Origin of the sequence: Actinomadura madurae (assembly GCF_900115095.1) — a bacterium.
Classification (GTDB): Bacteria; Actinomycetota; Actinomycetes; order Streptosporangiales; family Streptosporangiaceae; genus Spirillospora; species Spirillospora madurae.
The window spans coordinates 126825-149363 of sequence record NZ_FOVH01000006.1; the positions used below are offsets into that span (position 1 = coordinate 126825).

At 74.0% G+C, this 22539-nt stretch carries 22 protein-coding genes; 11 read left to right on the plus strand and 11 right to left on the minus strand.

Going from position 1 to position 22539, the window contains the following annotated elements; translation table 11 throughout:
- Window positions 1–22 precede the first annotated feature (22 nt).
- A complete protein-coding gene (locus BM339_RS18855) occupies window positions 23–886 on the minus strand; it encodes a CE1 family esterase (RefSeq protein WP_021593677.1) in 864 nt (287 codons plus the stop codon).
- A gap of 443 nt (window positions 887–1329) precedes the next feature.
- Between BM339_RS18855 and BM339_RS18860 the strand changes: the two genes are divergently transcribed.
- From BM339_RS18860 to BM339_RS18870, 3 genes are all read left to right on the plus strand, one after another.
- On the plus strand, window positions 1330–2361 hold the full coding sequence (locus tag BM339_RS18860) for a phosphotransferase family protein (protein WP_256255396.1): 1032 nt from the start codon (window positions 1330–1332) through the stop codon (window positions 2359–2361).
- A 352-nt stretch (window positions 2362–2713) separates the two neighbouring features.
- Window positions 2714–3166, plus strand: a complete 453-nt coding sequence (locus BM339_RS18865; protein WP_021593675.1) for a MaoC family dehydratase — start codon at window positions 2714–2716, stop codon at window positions 3164–3166.
- A 149-nt stretch (window positions 3167–3315) separates the two neighbouring features.
- Window positions 3316–4956, plus strand: a complete 1641-nt coding sequence (locus BM339_RS18870) for a long-chain fatty acid--CoA ligase (protein ID WP_218163690.1) — start codon at window positions 3316–3318, stop codon at window positions 4954–4956.
- Between the two features lie 30 nt (window positions 4957–4986).
- Here BM339_RS18870 and BM339_RS18875 read toward each other — a convergent pair whose 3' ends face one another.
- Window positions 4987–5589, minus strand: a complete 603-nt coding sequence (locus BM339_RS18875; RefSeq protein WP_075021705.1) for a TetR/AcrR family transcriptional regulator — start codon at window positions 5587–5589, stop codon at window positions 4987–4989.
- 273 nt (window positions 5590–5862) lie between these two features.
- Here BM339_RS18875 and BM339_RS18880 point away from each other — a divergent pair, with 273 nt between their 5' ends.
- Genes BM339_RS18880 through BM339_RS18900 form a run of 5 tightly spaced genes read left to right on the plus strand, consistent with a single transcriptional unit; the run spans window position 5863 to window position 10626 of the window.
- Entirely contained in the window at window positions 5863–6606 is a 744-nt protein-coding gene (locus BM339_RS18880) for an ABC transporter ATP-binding protein (protein WP_021593672.1), read from the plus strand.
- Entirely contained in the window at window positions 6599–7306 is a 708-nt protein-coding gene (locus BM339_RS18885) for an ABC transporter ATP-binding protein (protein ID WP_021593671.1), read from the plus strand. Before BM339_RS18880 ends, BM339_RS18885 begins: the two co-directional genes overlap by 8 nt.
- Window positions 7306–8184: a branched-chain amino acid ABC transporter permease gene (locus BM339_RS18890; RefSeq protein WP_021593670.1), complete on the plus strand. Its 879-nt coding sequence runs from the start codon at window positions 7306–7308 to the stop codon at window positions 8182–8184. The genes BM339_RS18885 and BM339_RS18890 overlap by 1 nt, the downstream gene beginning before the upstream one ends.
- A 2-nt stretch (window positions 8185–8186) precedes the next feature.
- The gene (locus BM339_RS18895) at window positions 8187–9392 is read left to right on the plus strand and encodes a branched-chain amino acid ABC transporter permease (RefSeq protein WP_218163691.1); all 1206 of its coding nucleotides are present in this window, start codon (window positions 8187–8189) and stop codon (window positions 9390–9392) included.
- Window positions 9310–10626 (plus strand): ABC transporter substrate-binding protein, encoded by a 1317-nt coding sequence (locus BM339_RS18900; protein WP_024934907.1) that lies wholly within the window; start codon window positions 9310–9312, stop codon window positions 10624–10626. Before BM339_RS18895 ends, BM339_RS18900 begins: the two co-directional genes overlap by 83 nt.
- 51 nt (window positions 10627–10677) lie before the next feature.
- On the opposite strand, the gene BM339_RS18905 is transcribed toward BM339_RS18900, so the two are convergent.
- The 7 genes from BM339_RS18905 to pfkB form a co-directional block, all read right to left on the minus strand.
- On the minus strand, window positions 10678–11439 hold the full coding sequence (locus tag BM339_RS18905) for a DeoR/GlpR family DNA-binding transcription regulator (protein WP_024934906.1): 762 nt from the start codon (window positions 11437–11439) through the stop codon (window positions 10678–10680).
- Between the two features lie 64 nt (window positions 11440–11503).
- Window positions 11504–11779, minus strand: a complete 276-nt coding sequence (locus BM339_RS18910) for an HPr family phosphocarrier protein (protein WP_021599327.1) — start codon at window positions 11777–11779, stop codon at window positions 11504–11506.
- Window positions 11780–11802: 23 nt separating this feature from the next.
- Window positions 11803–12843 carry a zinc-dependent dehydrogenase gene (locus tag BM339_RS18915; protein WP_021599328.1) on the minus strand — a complete coding sequence of 347 codons (1041 nt, stop codon included), beginning with the start codon at window positions 12841–12843 and terminating at the stop codon, window positions 11803–11805.
- Window positions 12840–13328 carry a PTS mannitol transporter subunit IIA gene (locus BM339_RS18920; RefSeq protein ID WP_021599329.1) on the minus strand — a complete coding sequence of 163 codons (489 nt, stop codon included), beginning with the start codon at window positions 13326–13328 and terminating at the stop codon, window positions 12840–12842. Before BM339_RS18920 ends, BM339_RS18915 begins: the two co-directional genes overlap by 4 nt.
- A complete protein-coding gene (locus BM339_RS18925) occupies window positions 13321–13620 on the minus strand; it encodes a hypothetical protein (protein WP_021599330.1) in 300 nt (99 codons plus the stop codon). The genes BM339_RS18920 and BM339_RS18925 overlap by 8 nt, the downstream gene beginning before the upstream one ends.
- A gap of 17 nt (window positions 13621–13637) precedes the next feature.
- Window positions 13638–14849 carry a mannitol-specific PTS transporter subunit IIC gene (gene mtlA, locus BM339_RS18930; RefSeq protein ID WP_021599331.1) on the minus strand — a complete coding sequence of 404 codons (1212 nt, stop codon included), beginning with the start codon at window positions 14847–14849 and terminating at the stop codon, window positions 13638–13640.
- A 47-nt stretch (window positions 14850–14896) separates the two neighbouring features.
- Window positions 14897–15823, minus strand: coding sequence for a 1-phosphofructokinase (gene pfkB, locus BM339_RS18935; protein ID WP_244938630.1), 927 nt, complete (start codon window positions 15821–15823; stop codon window positions 14897–14899).
- A 237-nt stretch (window positions 15824–16060) separates the two neighbouring features.
- Between pfkB and BM339_RS18940 the strand changes: the two genes are divergently transcribed.
- The 3 genes from BM339_RS18940 (at window position 16061) to BM339_RS18950 (ending at window position 19986) form a co-directional block, all read left to right on the plus strand.
- Entirely contained in the window at window positions 16061–18139 is a 2079-nt protein-coding gene (locus tag BM339_RS18940; RefSeq protein WP_075021708.1) for a bifunctional phosphatase PAP2/O-acyltransferase family protein, read from the plus strand.
- A complete protein-coding gene (locus tag BM339_RS18945) occupies window positions 18139–19014 on the plus strand; it encodes a DMT family transporter (protein ID WP_075021709.1) in 876 nt (291 codons plus the stop codon). The genes BM339_RS18940 and BM339_RS18945 overlap by 1 nt, the downstream gene beginning before the upstream one ends.
- A 75-nt stretch (window positions 19015–19089) precedes the next feature.
- Window positions 19090–19986, plus strand: a complete 897-nt coding sequence (locus tag BM339_RS18950; RefSeq protein WP_075021710.1) for an alpha/beta hydrolase — start codon at window positions 19090–19092, stop codon at window positions 19984–19986.
- A gap of 37 nt (window positions 19987–20023) precedes the next feature.
- On the opposite strand, the gene BM339_RS18955 is transcribed toward BM339_RS18950, so the two are convergent.
- A complete protein-coding gene (locus BM339_RS18955; protein WP_033331132.1) occupies window positions 20024–21202 on the minus strand; it encodes a PucR family transcriptional regulator in 1179 nt (392 codons plus the stop codon).
- A 21-nt stretch (window positions 21203–21223) separates the two neighbouring features.
- Window positions 21224–22537, minus strand: coding sequence for an acyltransferase family protein (locus BM339_RS18960; protein WP_083597745.1), 1314 nt, complete (start codon window positions 22535–22537; stop codon window positions 21224–21226).
- Window positions 22538–22539 lie beyond the last annotated feature (2 nt).

Genomic DNA, 22539 nt, shown 5'->3' on the forward strand with positions numbered 1-22539 from the left:
GCCTCGCGCCCGCCCCGCACGGTCACGCGTTCGGGAGGGACGGCCTTTCGGTGAAGAACCGGGCCATCAGGTCGCTCGCGTAGTCGGGCCATTCGTGCCCGCCGCGGTCCTTCGTGCACAGCGCGACGACGACCGGCCCCGGACCCGTCCCGACGCAGTCGTCCGGCCCGCCCGGCAGCGGCCATGACAGCGCGGGCAGCTTGTTCACCCACCGCCAGAACTCCATGACGACCTGGACGGCGATGAAGGGGAAGTGGACGTCGGCGTCCATGTTCCCGCCTCCCGAGTAAGGGACGGACGGATCCCACGTCCCGTGGAAGGCCAGCACCGACACCGGATGGTCCGGCGTGCACCCGATGGCGAGCGCGCCCGACACCACGGCGATCCCGGCGATCCGCCCGGACCGCTCGCACGCGTACCGGTAGGCCATGCCGCCGCCGTTGGAGAAGCCGGTCATGAACACCCGGCGCGGGTCGGCGACGCCCTGCCGCACCAGCGTGGCGATCAGCTTGTCGAGGAAGCCCATGTCGTCGATGCCCGCCCAGCGGGCGAACGAGCAGCAGGCCCCCGCGTTCCAGGTGCCGAGGAACCCGTTCGGGTAGGCCACGACGTAGCCCTCGCGGTCGGCGACCTCGTCCAGGCCGCTCTGCCTGCGGACGTACTCGGCGTCGTTCAGGCCGCCGTGCATGGCCACGATGAGCGGCAGCGCCCTCCCGGGCCTGCGTCCGGGCGGGACGTGCAGGAGGTAGGGGCGCTCCCAGTCGCCCATGGCGATCGTGTGCTCGGTGGTGCCTGGAGCGTCGTCGGACGCCCCGGCGGGCAGGGGGTGGGCGATGAGCGTCGCGAGGAGGGCCACGACCATCGCCGCCCGCGCGGCGATCTTCATGACCGTAGTTGTAACGCGGGTCACATCCCCGGGGCTACGCACCGGCGCGCAGAAAAGATCGGCGCGTTTTGGCGCGCGGCGCGTAGCGCGATGGGCGCGATCAGCGCGATCGTCGTCAGTGCCGTGACGCCGTAGAGCGGGCACCGCCAGATGATGCCGGTCCAGCGCCGGCAGGGCCGGGGCGATCGCCCGGCTCCTCGGCGGACGGCGAATCCATGCGCCGAGCCGTATCGGCCGCTCGCATAAAAGTCGGCTATAGATTCGCTTGGCTAAGTATCATGGTCTCGGTCACGTCCCTCGTGCACGACCGTCCCCTCGCCGCGAGCCTCGGCGCGGTCCTCGCCGGGCCGTCCTCCCAGGGGTCTGGACGAAGCTCGCCGTCCACATTGAAACCGACCAGTCGGTATGGTCTTATCGACGTGCGGATCTGCGGAGGAGACACATTGCGGGTATTCGATGACGTGGGCGTCCCCGGGCTCGCGCTGGACCGGTTCCGCGACTTCTTCGAGGCGGCCCGGCCCGGCGCCGTCGCCGGGCCGCTGCGCGCGCGGGTCATCGACGGCGGGCGGTCGAACCTCACCTACGAGGTCACCGACGGGCGGAGCTCCTGGATCGTCCGGCGGCCGCCGCTCGGCCACGTGCTCGCGACCGCCCACGACATGGCGCGCGAGTACCGGGTCATGACGGCGCTGGCCGGCACGGCGGTCCCCGTCCCGGAGACGTTCGCGCTCTGCGACGACCCCGCCGTCATCGGCGCGCCCTTCTACGTGATGGAGATGGTCGAGGGCGTCCCGTACCGGAGCGCGTCCGAGCTGCGCCCGCTCGGCCCGGAGCGCGTGGCGCGGATCGCCGAGCGGATGGTCGACACGCTGGTCGAGCTGCACCGCGTCGACCCGGCGGAGGCCGGCCTCGCGGACTTCGGGCGGCCGGAGGGGTTCCTCGCCCGCCAGGTGCGCCGCTGGAAGAAGCAGCTGGACGCCTCCCGCAGCCGCGACCTCCCGGCCGCGGCCGAGCTGCACGCGCGCCTGGAGTCGGGCCTCCCCGCGGAGGGCGCGCCCGCGATCGTGCACGGCGACTACCGGCTCGACAACCTGCTCGTCGACTCCGACGACCGGATCGCCGCCGTCCTCGACTGGGAGATGGCGACGCTCGGCGATCCCCTGACCGACCTGGCGCTGCTGCTCGTCTACATGGGGCGCCAGACCCCGGTGCCGGGCACGGCCGACGCGTCCGGCGCGCCCGGCTTCCCCGCGCCGGAGGAGGTGCTGGCCCGCTACGCCGCCCGCAGCGGGCGCGACGTGTCGCGGATCGGCTTCTACGTGGGGCTGGCGTGCTTCAAGCTCGCCGTCATCTCCGAGGGGATCCACTACCGCTACATCCACGGCCAGACCGTGGGGGAGGGGTTCGAGACCGTGGGCGACGCCGTCGAACCGCTGCTGCGGTCCGGGCTCGACGCCCTCGACGGGGCCCGGTAGGCGCTGGTCCCCAGGACGGAATGACGCCGCGTCCTCCCAGGTGGACCATGGTTCCGCGCTCGTGTGTGACACCTCACGGCCCGTAGGCGCTGTGCAGGGTGAGAGCCGGATCGCGGTGGTGCCGGCGGGCGTGCAGGAGGGGAGCCCGCGCGTCAGCCGCGCGCGCCGGTGACCCGCCGGCGGGCTGGACGGTTCCGCGGTGCCGGGGCGGACGCCGCCGGACCGCCCGGCCCGCCGGCCCCCTGACCCTCCGCGGCGTTGCATACCAACTGGTCGGTATGTTGTGATCGGGGGCGTTGCCGCACAGTCGCGCCCGGCGCCGGGCCGGGCGCCGTCGGACGGAGGGCACCGGATGAGGACGTTCACCGGAGTGGACGAGTACGAGAAGGCCGTCGGAACCCATCTCGGCCACAGCGAGTGGCACACGATCACGCAGGAGCAGGTGAACCTGTTCGCGGACGCCACCGGCGACCACCAGTGGATCCACCTCGACACGGAACGGGCGGCGCGGGGGCCGTTCGGCACCACGATCGCCCACGGCTACCTCACCCTGTCGCTCATCCCCATGCTCCTCGCGCAGATCTACCGCGTGGAGGGCCTGCGGATGGGCGTGAACTACGGCGCGAACAAGGTGCGGTTCCCCGCGCCGGTGCCGGTCGGTTCGCGGGTCCGGGCGGGGGCCGAGCTCCTGTCGCTGGAGCGCGGCCCCGCCGGCGCCCGCGCCACCGTCCGGGTGACGATCGAGCGCGAGGGCGGCGACAAGCCCGTGTGCGTCGCCGAGACGCTCTCGGTGCTCGTCGACTGATCCGGTGCTCGTCGGCCGACCGACCGACCGGCCGGTCCGGCATTGACGGCGGGCCGGAGGCCTAAATAAGGTGAACCGACCGGTCGGTATGTGCCCGCTTTGTGGTATTCCCGGCCCTTTCTCGCCGCGGGTCTTCTCGGAGAATTGCCATGATCCTCAGTACGATGCAGGACTTCCCGCTGTCGGTCGCCGCGATCCTGCGGCACGGAGCGCGGGTCTACGGCCGCGGCGAGTGCGTGACCTGGACGGGAGGCGGCGCGCCGCGCCGGGCGACGTTCGCGGAGATCGCCCGCAACGCCGAGCGCCTCGCGTCCGCACTCGCCAGACTCGGCGTGCGCGAGGGCGACCGGGTGGCCACGTTCTGCTGGAACGACCAGGAGCACCTGGAGGCGTACTTCGCGGTGCCCGCCATGGGCGCGGTGCTGCACACGCTCAACATCCGGTTGTTCCCCGAGCAGCTCTCGCACATCATCAACCACGCCGACGACCGGATCGTCATCGTCGACGACAGCCTCGTCCCGCTGCTGGCGCGGGTCGTGCGGGAGCTGCCGGCCGTCGCGGCGTTCGTGGTCGTCGGCGAGGGCGACGCCGCGCCGCTGGAGGGCAACGGCGCCCCAGTCCTGCGCTACCACGAGATCCTCGCCGCCGAGGAGCCCGGCTACGCCTGGCCCGAGGTGGACGAGCGCTCGGCGGCGTCGATGTGCTACACCAGCGGCACCACGGGCGACCCCAAGGGCGTCGTGTACTCGCACCGCTCCACGTTCCTGCACGCCATGGCCGTCCAGTCGGCGTCGCTGATCGGCATCACCGAGGCCGACCGCGTCCTGACCATCGTCCCGATGTTCCACGTGAACGCGTGGGGCCTGCCGTACGGGGCGTTCCTGTCCGGGGCGACGCTGCACATGCCGGGCCCGTTCATGCAGCCGGAGCACCTCACGGCGTTCATCGCGCAGGAGCGCAGCACGCTCGCGTCCGCCGTCCCGACCATCTGGAACGGCATCCTCACCCTCGGGGAGCAGCGGGAGATCGACCTGTCGTCCCTGCGCGCGGGGACCTCGGGCGGCGCCGCGGCGCCCCGCGTCCTGCTGGAGCGGTTCGAGCAGCGGTACGGCCTGCGCATCATCCAGGGCTGGGGCATGACCGAGACCAGCCCGCTCGGCGGCATGGCGTTCCCGCCGCCCGGCGTCGAGCCCGGCACCGACGAGGACCTGGCGTGGCGGCTGAAGTCCGGCCGCGTCGCCGCCGGCGTGGAGATGCGGATCGTGGACGACTCCGGCGCCGAGCTGCCGTGGGACGGCGAGGCGGTCGGCGAGATCGAGGTCCGCGGCCCGTGGATCACCGGCGCCTACCACCGCGACCCGGCGCCGGAGAAGTTCGACGGCGGCTGGCTGCGCACCGGCGACATCGGCACCGTCGACGACCGCGGCTTCTTCCAGATCACCGACCGGGCGAAGGACGTCATCAAGTCGGGCGGCGAGTGGATCTCGTCGGTCGAGCTGGAGAACCATCTGATGTCCCACCCGGCCGTGGCGGAGGCCGCCGTCATCGGCATCCCGGACGCGCGCTGGGACGAGCGCCCGCTCGCCTGCGTCGTCCTGCGCCCGGACGCCGCCGCCACCGCGGAGGAGCTGGCGTCCTTCCTCGCGGACAGGGTGGCGCGCTGGCAGGTCCCCGAGTACTGGACGTTCCTGGACGAGATCCCGAAGACCACCGTCGGCAAGTTCGACAAGAAGCCCCTCCGCGCCCGCCACAAGGACGACGCCCTGAAGATCGAGCGCCTGGAACGCTGAGAACGGGCGAGCCGGAGGGGCGCCGCCCCTCTAGCTCCTCAGTCCGTTGAGGAACAGGTCGACGTAGTGCTCGCTGATGGCGGCCGTCTGGAGGCGGCCGCCGGGGCGGTACCAGGTGCCGATCTGGTGGACGGTGCCGAAGAAGAAGTGGACGGCGATGTCCGCGGGCGTGTCGGTCCGGAACGTCCCCTGCCGCTGGCCCTCCTCGACCAGGGCGCGGAAGCGCTCGTGGTAGCGGCGGCGCTCGGCGCGGACGGCCTCGCGGCGGTCGCGGGGGAGCAGGTGCGTCGAGCGGAAGAAGACGGTGAAGTCGTCCAGGTAGAGGAACGAGGTGTTGAGGACGTCGACGGCCGCCCCGCGGAGGCGCTCCTCCGCGGTGCCGGGGCCGTCGGCGATCTGCTGGAGGCGGGACATCTGCAGGCCGAGGAGCCGGTGGTAGATCTCGTAGAGCAGGTCGTCCTTGGAGCCGAAGTAGTGGTACATGGCCCCCTTGGTGACGCCGGCGGCGTTCACGATCTCCTGGACCGAGGTGTTCTCGAAGCCCTTCTCGGCGAACATCCGGGTCGCCACGGCCAGCAGCCGGTCGGGCAGCGGCAGGTTGCCGGAGAGCCGGCCCACGGGCGCCTGCGTCATCACTCCACCTCCGTCCGGGAGTCACCGGGGTTCTCGCGCCGCCCCGGCACGGCCGCCCGCAGATCGCCGATCAGCCTACCGCCCGAAGATGATTCGGCGGACTAGGTAATCGGCGACCTGCGAATCGGCTGTTGACCGGAGCCGCCCGGTGATTCTATCTTCATGGAATCCGACCAGTCGGTATGTGCATTCTGGCCTCGGGGGATTCACGCTGATTCATCGGCGAGGTGAGGCGACATGTCCGGCTCCTCAGCAAAACTAGAACTTCAACGGGTGACCGTCCGCTTCGCCGGGCTGGTCGCCTTGGACGGCGTGTCGCTCACGGCGCCGAAGGGGCGGGTCACGGGAGTGATCGGCCCGAACGGCGCCGGCAAGACGACCCTGTTCAACGTCGTGTGCGGGTTCGTCCGGCCGCGGTCGGGGGAGGTGCGCTGGCGCGGCCGGGTGCTCGGCCGGCACCGGCCACACGACCTGACCCGGCTCGGGATCGCCCGCACCCTGCAGGGCCTCGGCCTGTTCCCGGGGCTCACCGTCCTGGAGAACGTGATGGTGGGCGCCGACCCGCACGCGAGGACCGGGTTCTTCTCCGGCCTGTTCGCGCTGCCCCGCGCCGACCGCGACGAGGCGGCCCTGCGCGAGCGGGCGCTGGCCCGGCTGGCCGAGCTGGGCGTCGAGGGCGAGGCCGGGCGGCTGCCCGGCCAGCTGCCCTACGGCGTGCAGAAGCGGGTCGCGCTGGCCCGCGCCCTCGTCGCCGAGCCCGACCTGCTCCTGCTGGACGAGCCGGCCGCCGGGCTGTCGGCGGCCGAGATGGACGAGCTGGCCGGCCTGATCCGCGGCCTGCGCGGCGGCCCCGCCGTCGTCCTCGTCGAGCACCACATGGACCTGGTCATGAACGTCTGCGACCAGGTCGTCGTGCTGGACTTCGGCAAGGTCATCGCGAGCGGCACGCCCGCGGAGGTCCGCGACGACCCGGCCGTGCTGGACGCCTACCTCGGCGAGGAGGTGCGGGGTGCTTGAGGTGAAGGACCTCACCGTCAACTACGGCGCCGTCCGCGCGCTCGCCGGGGTGGACCTGTCGGTGGACGAGGGCTCGGTCACCGCCGTGCTGGGCGCGAACGGCGCGGGCAAGACCACCCTGCTGCGCACCGTCTCCGGCCTGCTGCGGCCCCGCGCCGGACGCGTGGAGCTGGACGGCAAGGACCTGACCGGGCTGCCGGTCGAGGACATCGTCCGGCTCGGCGTCGCGCACGTCCCGCAGAGCGGCGGCGTCATCACCGAGCTGACCGTCGAGGACAACCTGCGGCTCGGCGGGCTCTGGCGGCGCGACCGGGCCGCGCTCGCCCGGCGGGTCGCCGAGATGTACGAGCTGTTCCCGCCGCTCGCCGAGCGGCGGGCGCTCGCCGCCGCCACCCTGTCCGGCGGCGAGCGGCAGATGCTCGCGCTGGCCCGCGCGCTCACCGGCGCGCCGCGGCTGCTGCTGGTGGACGAGCCGTCCCTCGGCCTCGCGCCGCGCGTCGTCGCCCAGCTCATGGCCGTGCTGCGGCGGCTGTGCGACGAGGACGGCCGGACCGTCCTGCTCGTCGAGCAGAACGCCCGCAGCGCCCTGTCGGTCGCCGACCGCGCGGTCGTTCTCGACCTCGGCGCGGTCGTGGCGTCCGAACCCGCCGCGACCATCGCCGCCGACGACCGCCTCCGCCACGCCTACCTGGGGTTCTGATGGTCCGTTTCATCAATCTCACGCTCGCCGGCATCACCTCCGGGGCCGTGTTCGCGGCGGTCGCGCTCGCGCTGGTGCTGATCTGGCGCTCCACCCGCATCGTGAACTTCGCGCAGGGCGGCATGCTGATGTTCACGACGTTCCTCGCCTGGAGCGTCATCGACGGCGGCGGCTCCTACTGGGTCGCGCTCGCCGTCGCGCTCGTGTCCGGGCTGGCGCTCGGCGCGGTCGTCGAGCGGGTCGTGGTCCGCCCCGTGGAGAACAAGCCGCCGCTCAACGCCGTCATCGTCACGCTCGGGCTGTTCGTGCTGCTGCAGGCGGGCGCGGGCATGATCTGGGGCGACACGCCGCACTCCTACCCGCCGGCGTTCACGATCAAGGGGCTGTCGGTGGGCGAGACGCGGCTGCTGCTGTCGCCGTTCGACCTGTTCGTCATCGGCGCCGTCGCCGGCGTCATGGTGCTGCTGACGCTGCTGTTCGTCCGCACCGACATCGGGCTGCGGCTGCGCGCGTCGGCGTTCGCCCCCGAGATCGCCCGGCTGCAGGGCGTGCGCGTCGGCCGGATGCTGACCCTCGGGTGGGCCCTCGCCGCGCTCGTCGGCTCGCTCGCCGGGGTGCTGATCGCGCCGTCGGTGTTCGTCGGGCCCGCCCAGTTCGACTCGATGCTCGTCTTCGGGTTCACCGCGGCCGTGATCGGCGGGCTGGACAGCCCGGCCGGCGCCGTCGTCGGCGGGCTGCTGCTCGGCTGCGCGCTGAGCTACGTGTCCGGCTACGTCAGCTCGGACCTGGTCACGTTCGGGGCGCTCGCCGCGCTCATCACCGTCCTGATGGTCAGACCCAACGGCCTGTTCGCCGCGAGCGTGGGACGGAGGGTGTGACCGTGACGATCGACAGGGTGAGCGCTCCCGTCCTGAGCGCCCTGCGCCGCTCGACCCTGACCCGGCACACGGCCGGGGCGGTCGTCGCCATCGTCGCGCTGTACTTCCTGACCACGGCCGTCGGGCCGTACCGCGACCTGCAGATCGCGCAGGCCGCCTACCTCACCTGCGCGGTCGCCGGGCTGACGGTGCTGACCGGGCTCGGCGGGCAGATCTCTCTCGGCCACGGCGCGTTCATGGCGGTCGGCGCCTACACCGCCGCGCTGGTCATCGGGAACTGGGGCTGGCCGCTCGCCGCGGTCCTCGCGGCGGCCGCCGGCGTCACCGCGGTCGCGGGCGTGGTGGTCGGCGCGGTCGCCGCCCGGCTGCACGGCCCCTACCTGGCGGGCGCGACGCTCGCCTTCGCCGTCGGGCTGCCCGGCCTCGCCAACTACAAGCCGCTCACCGACGAGCTCGGCGGGCAGAACGGGCTGACGCTCGTCCCGCCGATCCCGCCCGCCGGGCTCGGCGAGACGTTCCCGCTGGAGCGCTGGCAGGCGTGGATCTCCTGCCTCGGCGCCGTCATCACCCTGTTCCTGCTGGCCAACCTGACCCGCGGCCGGTTCGGGCGGACGCTGCGCGCCAGCCGCGACGACGAGATCGCCGCCGCGCTCAGCGGGGTCCGCGTCGCCCGGCTGCGGATCACCGCGACCGTCGTCTCGGCGGCCTGCGCCGGGCTCGGCGGCGGGCTGCTCGCGGTGGTCGCGACGCTGGCCGCGCCGGGCGCCTTCCCGCTCACGCTGTCCCTCCAGCTGATCGCCGCGATCATCATCGGCGGCCTCGGCAGCCTGCCGGGCGCGGTGTGGGGCGCGCTGATCCTGGTGTACGTCCCGACGTGGGCGTCCGACCTGTCCACCTCGTCCGGCCTCTCGCACAACATCGCGTCGAATCTGCCCCTCGCCATCTACGGCCTCGTCCTCATCGTGGTGACGCTGGCCTTCCCGCGCGGCCTCCAGGGGGGCCTGCGCGACATCGGCGGCGCCGTCCGGCGCCGTGCACGCACCAGGCGCGACCGGGCTCCCGGGCCGCGCGGTTCCGCACCAAGTGACACATCGGGGCCTACCACAACGCACCCAGGAGGAGCAGATGAAGCGACCCCGGACAAGGCGGGCGCTCGCCCTGATGACCGCGGCGACGCTGGCGGTCGCGGCGAGCGGCTGCGGCGGTGACGGCGGCGACGGCGGCGGGTCGGCCGCGCCGGGCGTGACCGCCACGACCGTCACCATCGGCAGCCACCAGCCGCTGACCGGGCCGGCCGCGCCCGGCTACAGCGCCAACTCCGCGGCCTCGAAGGCGTTCTTCGACTACGTCAACGCCAACGGCGGCATCCACGGACGCAAGATCGTCTACAAGTACGTGGACGACGCCTACAACCCGACCCAGACCGTCAGCGTGACCCAGAAGCTCGTCCTGCAGGACAAGGTCTTCGCGATCTTCAACGGGCTGGGCACCCCTACGCACTCCAAGGTGGTCGACTACCTCAACGCCCAGCGCGTCCCGGACCTGTTCGTCGCGTCCGGCTGCGGCTGCTGGGACCAGCCGGACAAGCACCCGCAGACCTTCGGCTGGCAGGTCGACTACATCCGCGAGGGCAAGATCCTCGGCGACCACGTCAAGAAGACCTTCGCCGGGAAGAAGGTCGCCTACTTCTTCCAGAACGACGACTTCGGCCAGGACGGGGTGAAGGGCCTCGACAAGTACATCCCCAAGGAGCAGGTCGTGTCCCGGCAGTCCTACCAGCCGGGCAACACCGACATCGGCGCGCAGGCCCAGGCGATCGCCCAGTCCAAGGCGGACGTCGTCGTGCTGTTCAGCATCCCCACCTACACGGCGCTGTTCCGGCTCGCCGCGCTGAAGCTGAACTACAAGCCGACGTTCGTCGTCAGCAACGTCGGGTCCGACCCGATCACGCTGACCGGGCTGCTGGAGAGCTTCGCCAAGGAGGGCGGCAGCGAGGTCAAGGGCAGCCCGCTCATCCAGGGCATGATCACCGACGGCTACCTGTCGGCGCCGGGCGACGCCTCCAACAGCTGGACGGCGCTGTTCAAGAAGATCCACGCCCAGTACATCCCGAAGCTGCCGTTCAACGGCAACATCGTCTACGGGATGTCGGTGGCCTACACCTTCGTGCAGGCGCTCCAGGCGGCCGGGAAGAACCCGACGCGCAAGGGCCTCGTCGAGGCGCTGGAGAAGTCGAAGTTCACCGGGCCGGGGGTCGTCCCGTTCGCCTACAGCGGGCAGTCGCACGCCGGCTACACCGGGGCGGCGATCGGCACGATCAAGGGCGAGAACGTCGTCCAGCAGGGGCAGCCGCTGACCACCGACGCCGGTGACGGCCCGATCCAGCCCTACACGACACCGCAGCCGCAGGCGCCCGCCAACGGCATCCCGCCCGCCGGCTGACGGGCACGCCCGCCGCCGTCCCGCGCACCGCCCCGGGCGCGGGACGGCGGCTCAGGCGCGCACCACCTCGGGCCCCTCGGCGGCGAGGTCGGCGGCCAGGTCGGTGTCCAGCCCGGTGTCGGTGATCAGCACGTCGATGTCGGACAGGTCGCCGAACCGCACCAGGTGGTCGTGCCCGATCTTGGTGCGGTCGGCGAGCAGCACCCGCCGCCGGGACGAGGCGATCATCGCCCGCTTCACCGCGGCCTCGGCCTGGTCGGACGTGGTCAGCCCGCGCTCGACCGAGCAGCCGTTGGTCGCCATGAACGCCACGTCCACCCACAGGTCGGCCAGCGGGCGCAGCACCCAGTCGTCGACCGTGGCGAGCGTCCGGCCGCGCACCCGGCCGCCCAGGATGATCACGGTGAGGTTGGGGCGGGTGGCCAGCACCGCGGCGTGCGGCGGCGAGTTCACGATCACCGTCAGCTCGCGGTCGGTGGGCAGCAGCTGGACGAACCGGGCGGTGGTCGTGCCCGCGTCCACGATGACCGAGCCGTCGGCGGGCAGCTCCTCCAGCGCGGCCTTGGCGATGCGCTGCTTCTCCTCGGTCATCACCGCGTCCCGCGCCGCCAGCTCCGGCTCGAACCCGAGCCGCTCGACCGGCATCGCGCCGCCGTGCACGCGCCGGATCGTCCCGGCGCGCTCCAGCACGGTCAGGTCGCGGCGGATCGTCTCGGTCGTGACCGAGAACTCCTCGGCGAGCGCGACCACGTCCACCCGCCCCTTCGAGCGCGCCAGCGCCAGGATCGCCTGCTGCCGTTCCTCGGCGTACATGACCGTCCCACCCGTCCCGTCTCCGTTGTGCCGCGCGTCCATTGTGAGGGGTCCGCGGGGACGGTCAGGCGGGCTCGGCGTCCAGGTCGCGGGCGAGCAGGCCGGCCAGCTCGTCCAGCGCGCGGTCCGCCTCGTCGCCGTCGGCGGACAGGGTCACCTCCGTGCCCTGCCGCGCGCCGAGCGACAGCACGCCGAGGATGCTGTTGGCCGGGACGGGCGCCTTGTCCCCGGCCCGGATCGACACCGGCACCGGCTGCCGCGCGGCGGCCTGCACGAAGAGCTGCGCCGGGCGGGCGTGCAGGCCCTGCGCCGCGGCGATGACGACGGTTCGTTCGGGCATGGCCGACTCCTTCGGGGTCAGGTTCAGGGCTCGATCGTGACCTTGATGGCGGCGCCCCGTGTGACGAGGTCCAGGGCCTCGTGCACGGCGTCCAGCGGCAGCCGGTGGGTGATGAGGTCCTCCACCGGGACCTGCCCGGAGCCGATCAGCTCCAGCGCGCGGGCGTTGTGCGCCGGGCTCGACCCGTTCGCGCCGACCAGGGACAGCTCCCGGTAGTGGACGCGGTTGGCGTCGACGGAGATGACCGGGTCGTCCTTCGGCAGCCCGCCGAACAGGCTCACCCGGCCGCCCGGCGCCATGAGCCGCTGCGCCTGCTCCTGCGCGGCGCCGGACGCGGCGGCGGTGATGGCGACGTCCGCGCCGCGCCCGCCGGTGAGCTCCAGGACCTGCTCGACGACGTCGGTGACGCTCCCGTCGATCGCGGCGTCCGGCTTGACGATCGCGGCGGCCTGGTGCAGCCGCTCGGCGTTGACCTCCACGAGGAACACGCGGGCGGCGCCGCGGGCCCGCGCGACCCGCACGTGCAGGCAGCCGACGGGGCCGGAGCCGAACACCACGACGTCGTCGCCCTCCCCGACGCCCGCCAGCTCCTGGCCGTTGAGGACGCAGGCGAGCGGCTCGGCCACCGACGCCTCGGCGAACGACACGCCGTCCGGGATCCGGTTCACCCCGTCCACGGCGAGCACCTTCGCCGGAACGATCATGTACTCGGCGAACGCGCCGTCGTAGTGGTACCCCATCGACTCCTGCGCGGTGCAGACCGTCATCCGGCCGCGGCGGCACTCCGAGCACGTCCCGTCCGGGATCGCGGCGATGACCTGCACGCGGTCGCCCGCCGTCCAGCCCTCCACGCCCGCGCCGGCCTCGGTGACCTCGCCGGCGATCTCGTGGCCCATCACCCGCGGCGGGACGATGTGGTGGTGCCCGAACCGGGAGATCTTGACGTCGGTCCCGCAGGTGGAGCAGTTCCGGACGCGGATCTTCAGCTCGCCGGGGCCCGGCGCCGGCTCGGGCGCGTCCTCCAGCCGGATGTCGCCGGGTGCATAGAAACGGGCGACCTTCATACGGTGTGTCCCTGTTCTTCTCGGTTTTCGGTGGGTTCTTCTTCGGTCTCCGGCTCGAGCAGGGCGAGGACCTGCCCGGGGTCGGAGGCCTCGCGGAGCGCGCGGGCCCGGTCCGGGTCCATGAGCACCTGGGCCAGCTCGGCGAGGATCGCCATGTGCCCGTCGCCGCGCGCCGCGATCGCGATGCAGACGGTGACCGGGTTGCCGTCCCAGTCCGCCCCGTCGGGGAACCTGACGAAGGCGAGCGCGTCCCGGTGGATGAGGTCGCGGCCCACGGACGTGCCGTGCGGGATGGCCACCCCCTCGCCGAGGTAGGTGGAGATGGAGCGTTCCCTCTCCAGCATCGCGTCGATGTAGGCGGGCTCGACGGCGCCGGCGTCGACGAGCACCTGCCCGCAGACGCGGATGGCGTGGTCGCGTCCGGAGGCGCGGGCGTCCAGCCGGATCGCCTCGGGGGTGAGCAGGCCGGCGGCTCCCTCAGCCACCGACCTCACCGCCGTCCTTGATCGCCTTGACCAGCCGGTCGATCGCCGGGTCGCCGAGGTAGACCTCGAACGGGATCACCGGGATGTCCCCGGCGCCGCGCCGGGCGCGGGCGGCGAGCCCGGTGTGGCAGACGACCACGTCCGCGTCGGCGGGGATCGCGTCGACGGGCGTGTGCTCGACGGTCACGTCCTGCTTCTTCAGCGTCTTGCGCAGCTGGCCGGCGAGCATGACGCTGCTGCCCATGCCCGCGTCGCAGGCGATGACGAGCTTGTGGATGTCCTTGCCGTTCATGGTGGCCGTGCCTTCCGTCAGTGGGCGGTCGTTTCCTTGGCGGCGCCGTCGCCGGCGTCCTTCGACGCCTCGGTCTTGGCCGCCTCGTCCTTGGCGGTCTCGTCCGTGGCGGTCTCGTCCTTCGCGGTGCCGTCCTGCCCCTCGGCGGCCTCGGGGTCGTCGTCGGTGGCGGGCTCGGCGAGCTTGCCGAAGCCGAGCAGCGCGGCGCCGACGCCGAACGAGACGGCGGTGGAGGCCAGCATGCCGGTGTAGACGCCGATCCAGTTGCTCGCGCCGCGCGGCGTCTGCGCGAGGTAGGCGAAGATGCTGCCGGGCGACGGGGTCGCGACCAGGCCGGTGTCGAACGCCACGAAGATCGCCACACCGGTGACGCCGCCCGCCATCGCGGCGAGGATCATCCGCGGCTTCATCAGGATGTAGGGGAAGTAGATCTCGTGGATGCCGCCGAAGAAGTGGATGATGGCCGCCGCCGGGACGCTCGGGCGCAGCCGGCGCGGCCCGAAGAACCAGTAGGCGAGCAGGACGCCGAGGCCGGGCCCGGGGTTGGACTCCAGCATGAACAGCACCGACTTGCCGTGCTCGGCGGCCTGCTGGACGCCGAGCGGGCCGAGCACGCCGTGGTTGACGGCGTTGTTGAGGAAGAGCACCTTCGCGGGCTCGATGAGCAGCGACGTCAGCGGCAGCACGTCGTGGTCGACGAGCCAGCCCACCCCGTCCCCGGCCCAGTCGGAGAAGGTGTTCATGACCGGGCCGATGACCCGGTTGCCCGCCACCGCCATGGCGCCGCCGATGATCCCGGCGGAGAAGTTGTCGACGAGCATCTCGAACCCGGTCCGGACGCGGTCCTGGACGAGGTCGTCGAACAGCTTGAGCAGGTACGCGGTGAGCGGGCCGATCATCATCGCGCCGAGGAACATCGGCACGTCGGCGCCGACGATGATGCCGACGGTGGCGACCGCGCCGACGACCGCGCCGCGCTGGCCGTGCACCATCCGGCCGCCGGTGTAGCCGATCAGCAGCGGCAGCAGGAACTTGATCATCGGGTCGACCAGCTCGCCCAGGTCCTTGTTGGGCAGCCAGCCGGTCGGGATGAACAGGGCGGTGATCAGGCCCCAGGCGATGAACGCGCCGATGTTCGGCATCACCATCCCGGCCATCTTGCCGCCGAGCCGCTGGATGTGGGCGCGGAGCCCGCTCCCGGTGGGCTCCGGGGTGTACGTGGTGGCCATCTCGGGCCTCCTGTCGATCGGGGGTGGGGTGGTACTGCTCGCGGGAATCAGGTGAGGAGGGGACGGGCGAGGTCGGGACGCGGATGGATGCGGACGTCGTCGCGCCGCACGTCGGCCGCGCCGGGCATCCGGCTCGCGGGCAGCCGCACGGCCGCAGCGCCCCAGGCGAGCGCCTCGGCGAGGGCGCGGGGGCCGCGCGCCCCGCCCGCGAGGAACCCGGCGAGCAGCGCGTCGCCCGCGCCGACCGTGCTGCGCGGGTGGGCGACGGGCGCCTCGCCGGTGAGGACGCCGTCGTCGTCGACGAGCACCGCCCCCTCCGCGCCGAGGCTGACCAGGACGGCGCGGGCCCCGCGCGCCCGCAGCTCCGCGGCCGCCTCCACGGCGTCGGCGACGGTGTCGACCGGGCCGCCGGCCGCCTCGGCGAGCTCCTCCCGGTTCGGCTTGATCAGGTCGGGGCCGGCGGTCACGGCCGCGCGCAGCGCGGGCCCGCTGGTGTCGACCGCGACGCGGATGCCGTCCGGCGCGAACCGGCGGCACATGTCGGCGTAGGTCGCGTCGGGGACGCCGGGCGGGAGGCTGCCGCAGCCGACGACCCAGCTCGCGGCGCCGGCCTCGGCCGCCACGACGGCGCCGACCTCGTCCAGCTCCGCGGGCGACAGCGGGCCGCCGGGCTCGTTCAGCTTGGTGACGACGCCGCCGGGCTCGACGACCGTGACGTTCGACCGGGTGCGCCCCGCGACGCGGACGGCGCGGACGCGCATGCCCTCGGTCTCCAGCAGCCGGCGGAGCTGGTCGCCGTCGGCGCCGCCGACCGCGACGACCGCGGCGGAGGCGACGTCGTTGGCCAGCAGCGCCCGCGACACGTTGACGCCCTTGCCGCCCGGGTCCAGCCGCGCGGACCGGGCCCGGATCACCGCGCCGCGGGTCAGCACGTCCACCTCGATCGTCCGGTCGAGGCTGGGGTTGAGCGTCACCGTCACGATCATGTGCGCGCCGTTCCCCGGTCCATGTGGTTTCCCTCCCGTTTGAGTTTGTTTCCCTTGTATTTATGCCCGTTTGTCGCCGAGGTCAAGACCTGGACGGGAGTTTCCGCAGGAAATCCCATTCCTGCGCGCGAAGACGGAAGAACCCGGCGGGTCATGGTCGTTCCGCCCGATCGTGGGGAGGATGATCGGTGAGGGCGGTGCGCTGCGCGAGGCGGGAGGGGCATCGTGAACCGGAGCGGAGCGGTCGCGTCCGGGGCGGAGGACGGGGACGCGGGACGGGCCGCGTCGGCCGCGCGGGAGATAGCCGCCGCGCTGGCCGTCCTGGTGGTGTACCTGGTGTTCACGCACGCCTTCAGCGGGGACCGGGCCGCCAGCGACGCGCACGGGCGCGCGCTGCTGGAGTTCGAGCGCTGGGCGCGGCTGGACGCCGAGCGCCCGCTCAACGACCTGCTCGTCCGGCACGAGTGGCTGGGCGCCGTCGCCGCCTGGGAGTACGCGACGACGTACGTCATCGGGACCTTCGGGCTCCTCGCCTACCTGTGGTGGACGCGGAACCCGGCGTACGCGTGGGCCCGCAACACGCTGATCCTCGTCACCCTGATCGCGATCTGCTGCTTCGCCGTCTGGCCCACGACCCCGCCGCGGCTGCTGCCCGGCGAGGGCTACACCGACGTCATCGCCATCCACCACCCGCCCGCCACCTGGGGCACCACCGTGGTGTCCGCCGGCGCTAACCCGTACGCGGCGATGCCGAGCCTGCACATCGGCTGGGTCGCCTGGATCGGGGTCGCCGCGGTCCGGGCCCGGTGCGGCGCGCTCCTCGCCTGGCTCTGCGCCCTGCACCTGGTGGTCACGGGCCTGGTGATCGTCGCGACCGCCGCCCACTACGTCGTCGACATCCCCGGCGGGCTGCTGCTCGTCCCGGCCGCCGCCGGGGTCGAGCGGCTGCGCGCCGGCCTCGCGCCGGGACGCCGGCCGCCGGACGCCGCGCCCGGCGCCGGGCCCGCACGGGAGCAGCGCGTCGCCGCCGCCGACGCCTTCTTCCTGCACGTCGAGAGCGCGGAGGTCCCGCAGGTCGTGGGCGGCGTCGCCGAGTTCGCCGGGCCCGGCCCCTCGGCCGAGCGGGTCCGCGCCCTCATGGCCGAGCGGCTGCCCGACCTGCCGCGCCTCACCCAGCGGATCAGTCCCGGCGGCGTCCTGCGCCGGCCGCGCTGGGCGGACGCCGGCCTCGTCGACCTGCGCGCGCACGTCCTGGAGGCGGACCTGCCGTCGCCGGGCGGGCGCCCCGCCCTGGACGGCCTCGTCGCCCGCCTCGTCACCGAGCCGCTCGACCGCGACCGGCCGCTCTGGCGGTTCTGGGTCGTGCGCGGCGGGGCGTCCGGCCCGGACGCGGTCGTCATCCTCCTCCACCACGCCATCGCGGACGGGATCGGCGTCGTCGACATCCTGCGCGGCATCCTCGAACCGCGGCTCCCGGAGGTGGGCCCGGTGCGCGGGCCCGGGAGCCTCGCCCGCGCCGCCGCCGTCCTGCCCGGCCTCGTCCAGCTCGGGCTCGACGGCCGGGCGCCGACCGTGTCGGTCACCGGGACGCTCGCCCCGGACCGCGCCTTCGGCACCGCCACGCTGCCGCTCGGCGGGGTCCGGGACGCGGCCCGCGCGGCCGGCGCCCGCGTCACCGACGTGCTCCTCGCGCTGACCGGCGAGGTCGTCGCGGAGGTGCTGGCGGAGCGCGGCGAGCGGGTGGACGGCCGGCCGCTGCGCGCCGCCGTCCCGATGACGCTGCGCGCCCCCGCGCCGCCCGGCCGGGGCCGCACCGCCGTGCCCGGCAACCTGACCGCCGCGCTGCGGCTGGACGTCCCGGTGGCGCCGATGCCCGTCCGCGACCGGCTGGCCGCCGTGCACGAGGCGGCCGAACGGCGCCGCCGGTCGGGCCGGGCCGTCGCCAGCACCGCCGCGATGCGGCTGATGGGCGCGCTGCCGCCGCCCCTGCACGCCCGCGCCGCCCGCGGCACCTACCGGGGCCGGTTCTTCGGCGGCATCGTGTCCAACATGCCGGGACCGCCGCTGCCGATGTCGCTCGCCGGAGCGCCGCTCGGCGACGTCCACCCGATCCTGCCGCTCGCGGACGGCGTGCCGTTCGCCGTGGGCGCGTTGAGCTGGAACGGGGCGCTGCACGTCTCGGTGACCGTCGAACCGCGGGTGCTGCCCGAGGCGGCCCGGTTCCCGGACGCGCTGCTGCGCGCGTTCGAGCGGCTCGCCGCCGAGGTCGGCGCGGGCAGCGGCGCGCAGAGCGGAACGGCCTGATGGCGTGGTCGGTCGGCTTCAGCCTGGTCGCGGCGTTCCTGTTCGCCGCGGCGGCGGCGCTGCAGTACCGGGCGGCGCGGCGCGCCGTGCGCGGCGGATCGGACGCCTCCGCCGCGCACGGTCTGCTCCGCCGGCTGGTCCGCGACCCGGTGTGGCTGACCGGGTGGGCGGTGAACCTCGCCGGGTTCTGCGCGCAGGCGATCGCGCTGCACTTCGGCTCGACCGCCATCGTCCAGCCGCTGCTGGTCACCCAGCTCGTCTTCACCATCGCGCTCGGCACGGTCGGGACCGGCCGCCGTCCCGCGCGGCTCGACCTGCTCGGCGGCATCGCGGTGTCCGCGGGCCTCGCCGTCCTGTTCACGGTGCCGGGGGCGATCCCGCCGGAGGGCGAGCCGTCCCGCCCCCGGATCCTCCTCGCCGGGCTGATCGCCGCGCCGCTCATCGCCGTGCTGTCCCGGGCCGCGTGGCTGCGCGCGGGGCCGGTCCGGGCCGCGCTGCTCGGCGTCTGCGCGGGCCTGTGCTTCGCGGCGACCGCCGTGCTGATCAAGCTCACCACCGCCGACCTCGTCCACCGCGGCGTCGCCGCCACCGCCGTGGACTGGCCCGGGTACGCGCTCGCGGGCAGCACGCTCCTCGGCCTGGTCATCGAGCAGCGGGCGTTCGCGGCCGGGTCGCTGCCCGCGGCGATGACCGCGATGACGATGACGAACCCGATCGCGTCCTACCTCGTCGCCGTCCTGGCCTTCGAGACCCTCCCGCCCGGGACGGCCGCGGCGTTCGCCGCCGTCTCGGTCAGCGTCGTGTTCCTCACCGGCGGGGTGGCGCTGCTGTCACGGTCGGCGCACGCCGCCCGGGGCCGGGAGGCCGCCGCCTGACGCGTCGCGCGCAGGTGGGAACCACGGGCCCGCCGCCGCGTCCAATTCCCGAACTCCCAGGAGGAAGGACCCCGATTGGTCAGCAGACGCGCGTTCCTGCTCGGCGGGCTGGGCGGCCTCGGCGCCGTCGCCGCCGCGGGCGGCGCCGGGTACGGCCTCGTCGAGAGCGAGGTCCTCCCCGGCAAGGTCCGGCTGGACCGCGCCCTCGGCAGGTGCGGCGACCTGCCCGCCCCGCCCGCCGCGTCCGCGGACGTCCGGACGATGACGTGGCGCTCCGCGCACCGCCGCGCCACCGTCACCGCGACCGTCGTCACGCCCGCCGCGGGCCGCTCCCTGCGCGGGCTGCCGGTCGCCGTCGCGCTGCACGGCGGCGCCGAGACGGGGGCGTCGCTCGTCCGGAAGCTGGCACTGGACCACTACCTGCCGGACGCCGCCGCCCACGGCGTCCCGCCGTTCGCCCTCGCCGCCGTGGACGGCGGACCCGACTCCTACTGGCACCCCCGCGCGTCCGGCGACGACCCCGTCGCCATGATCGTGGACGAGCTCCTGCCGCGCCTGGAGGACGCCGGCGCGCGGACCGGCCGCGTCGGCCTCATCGGCTGGTCCATGGGCGGCTTCGGCGCCCTCGTCCTGGCCCGCCGGCTCGGCGCGGCGCGGACGGCGGCCGTGGTCGCCTCGTCCCCGGCCCTGTTCGCGTCCTACGCGGACGCGCGCGCCGCCAACGCCCGCGCGTTCGACGGCCCCGGCGACTTCGCCCGCCACGACGTCTTCGGCGCGGCGGGCCTCCAGGAGGGCGTCCCGCTCCGCGTCGACTGCGGGACGAGCGATCCGTTCGCCGAGCGGGTCCGCGAGTTCCGCGGCCGCGTCCATCCGGCGGGCGCGATGACCGGAGGGTGCCACGACGCCGCGTACTGGCGGTCCCGGCTCCGGCCGCAGCTCGCCTTCCTCGGACGGCATCTGGCCACCCGCTGAGCCCTCGGAGACGCCGGCCGGACCCCGGTCCGCGTGGCTAGGCCGTCCGCTCGGCGCGGCCCGTCCGCACCAGCCAGCTCAGCATCAGCATGACGTCCAGCCGTCCCTCGGGCTCGGTGAACCGGCCGCCGGTCAGCTCGGTGATGCGGCGCAGCCGGTACCGGACGGTCTGCTCGTGGATGTGCAGCCGCTCCGCCGCGATCACCGCGTTGTCGCCGCACCGCAGGTAGGTCAGCAGCGTCTCGGCGAGCGGCAGCCGGCGCGCGGGGGCCAGCTCCAGCAGCGGTCCGAGGACGGCGCCCGCGGTGGCGCCGATCAGCTCCTCCGCGGTGAGCGCGGCCAGCGAGGCGATGTGGTCGACGCACCGGACCGGGCCGTCGTCCGGCAGCAGGCCCCGCTCGATCAGCGTGAGGGCGTGCCGGGCCCACCGCAGCGAGACGGCGCCCTGACCGACCGGGACGGTCGGCCCGATCGCCGCCGTGCCGAGCCTGCGCAGCGCCGGCCACAGCCGGTCCTGCCCGGGGCCCTCGGGGTCGGGCACGACGAGGAAGGGGACCGGCGCCTCCCAGTCGGCCAGCACGGCGGGCGGCAGGATGCGCGCGCCGGCGGGCGCCCCGGGCGGCAGCGCCACCAGGGCGATGCTCCTCGGCAGGTCCCAGCGGGCCGCGACCGCCAGCTCGGCGATCGCCTCGTGCGCGGGGGCGGGCTCGGCGACCAGCAGGTCCCGCAGCCGTTCGCGGCGGCGCTCCCGCTCGGTCGCCAGCTGCCCCTGCTCCCGGGCGTACCCCTGCGCGGCGGCGTCGGCGACCCGGGCCAGCAGCATGAACAGCGAGTCGGTCAGCCGGCCGAGCGTCTCGCGCGACCAGCCGAGCCGGTAGGCGTCCTTGATGAACCGGCGGCAGGCGACCTGGCTGCTCACCCGCATCGCGTTCTGCAGGGCGGCCAGGCTGCGGCCCTGCCGGGCCTCCTCCTCGCCGAGCCGCATGTACAGCTCGGTGATGTTGCGCGCGTCGGCGTTCGGATGGTCGACGGAGTCGACGAAGAACGCGACGGTGTCGCTGACCGCCCGCTCCACCTTCCTGGCGTACTCGCCGCCGTCGGCGCCCGCGTACTCGGGCACCTGGTCGCGGATCTCCCGCTCCATCTCGTCGACGGCGGCCTGGAGATGCTGCCGCAGGACGTCCGGCAGCTCGGCGGGCATGGGCCCTTCTGTCATCCGGTGTCCGTTCGACGAGGTTCAGGAGCTTTGTCGTAAATCGGCCTCACTGTAAGCAAGAAAGCGGACGCTGTCATCACGGCGGCGGGACGTCACGCGGCGGCCCAGGTTCTGGGCAGGGCGCTCGACGAAGCGGTGCACGAGGCCCGCGGACGTCAGGACGGTGGCGAGCAGCACCACGCCCCAGGCCGCCCGGACGGTGACGGGCAGGCCCCAGGTGTCCCTGCCGGCCGCGTGCCAGATGCCCTGGACGACCAGCGGGTGCAGCAGATAGACCGAGTAGCTGATCAGCCCGAGCCACACGAGGAAACGGGGCATCGGGCGGTTCCGGAGCGCCAGGCCGGCCAGGAAGGTCAGCCACGCGGCGGCCACGGCGATGGACCAGTCCCGCCCGAGCGGGTTCGGATTGGCGTACAGGGCCCAGCTCGTCGGGGTGCGCATGCCCGCGGCCACCGACAGGAGGGGGACGACCGCGACCATCGCGGCGGCCCGCCGGCCCCGGAGCCTGCCGTTCTGGATGCCGCGGATCGCCGTCCCGGCGAACATGGTGGCGATGACGCACAGGCTCTCGATGGCGCCGATGCGGCTGTCGAGGACCAGCAGGCCGAGGGCCAGCGCGGCCACTACCGCGACCCCGGCGCGGCGCACCGTGCGCCGCCGGCTGACCATGGCGGCCAGGCCGCCGGCGAGGCACAGCGCGGCGGCGAGGATCGTCCCGCCGGGCCACCGGGAGGCCAGCAGCCCGGACGGCAGGGCCACGCCGAGGATCGCCGCGCCGACGCCGAAGCCGAGCGCCACCCGGGCGCTGGAGCGGTGGACGCCGGCGACGAACATCGCCGTCACGAGGAGGTAGAAGACCATCTCGTACGACAGCGTCCAGTAGACGTTGACGATGTTCGGGACGCCCAGCAGGTCCTGGAGCATGGTCAGGTGCGCCAGGGTGGACGCCCAGGGGCGCTCGCCGAGCGCGGCGGGGAGCCCGTAGGACAGGCCGGCCGACCCGAGCGCCAGGGCGAGCGCCGCCGAGACGAACCACGCCGGGTACAGCCGGAACACCCGCCCGGCCCAGAAGTGCCGGACGCTGCCGCGCCGCTCCAGCGAGAACGGCACCACGTAGCCGCTGACGAGGAAGAAGACGAACACGCCGTACCGGCCGAAGTCGAACCACGGGCTCGCGCCGCGGCGGACCTCGGGCAGCAGGACGTCCAGGGAATGCTCGAACACCACGACCATGGCGGCGAGGCCGCGCAGGGCGTCCAGCCAGCTCATCCGGGGCGCCCTCGCCGTGGGAGCGCCGGTCTCTGTATCCGGTGGGGTGAGGGTGTTCGTCGGCATCC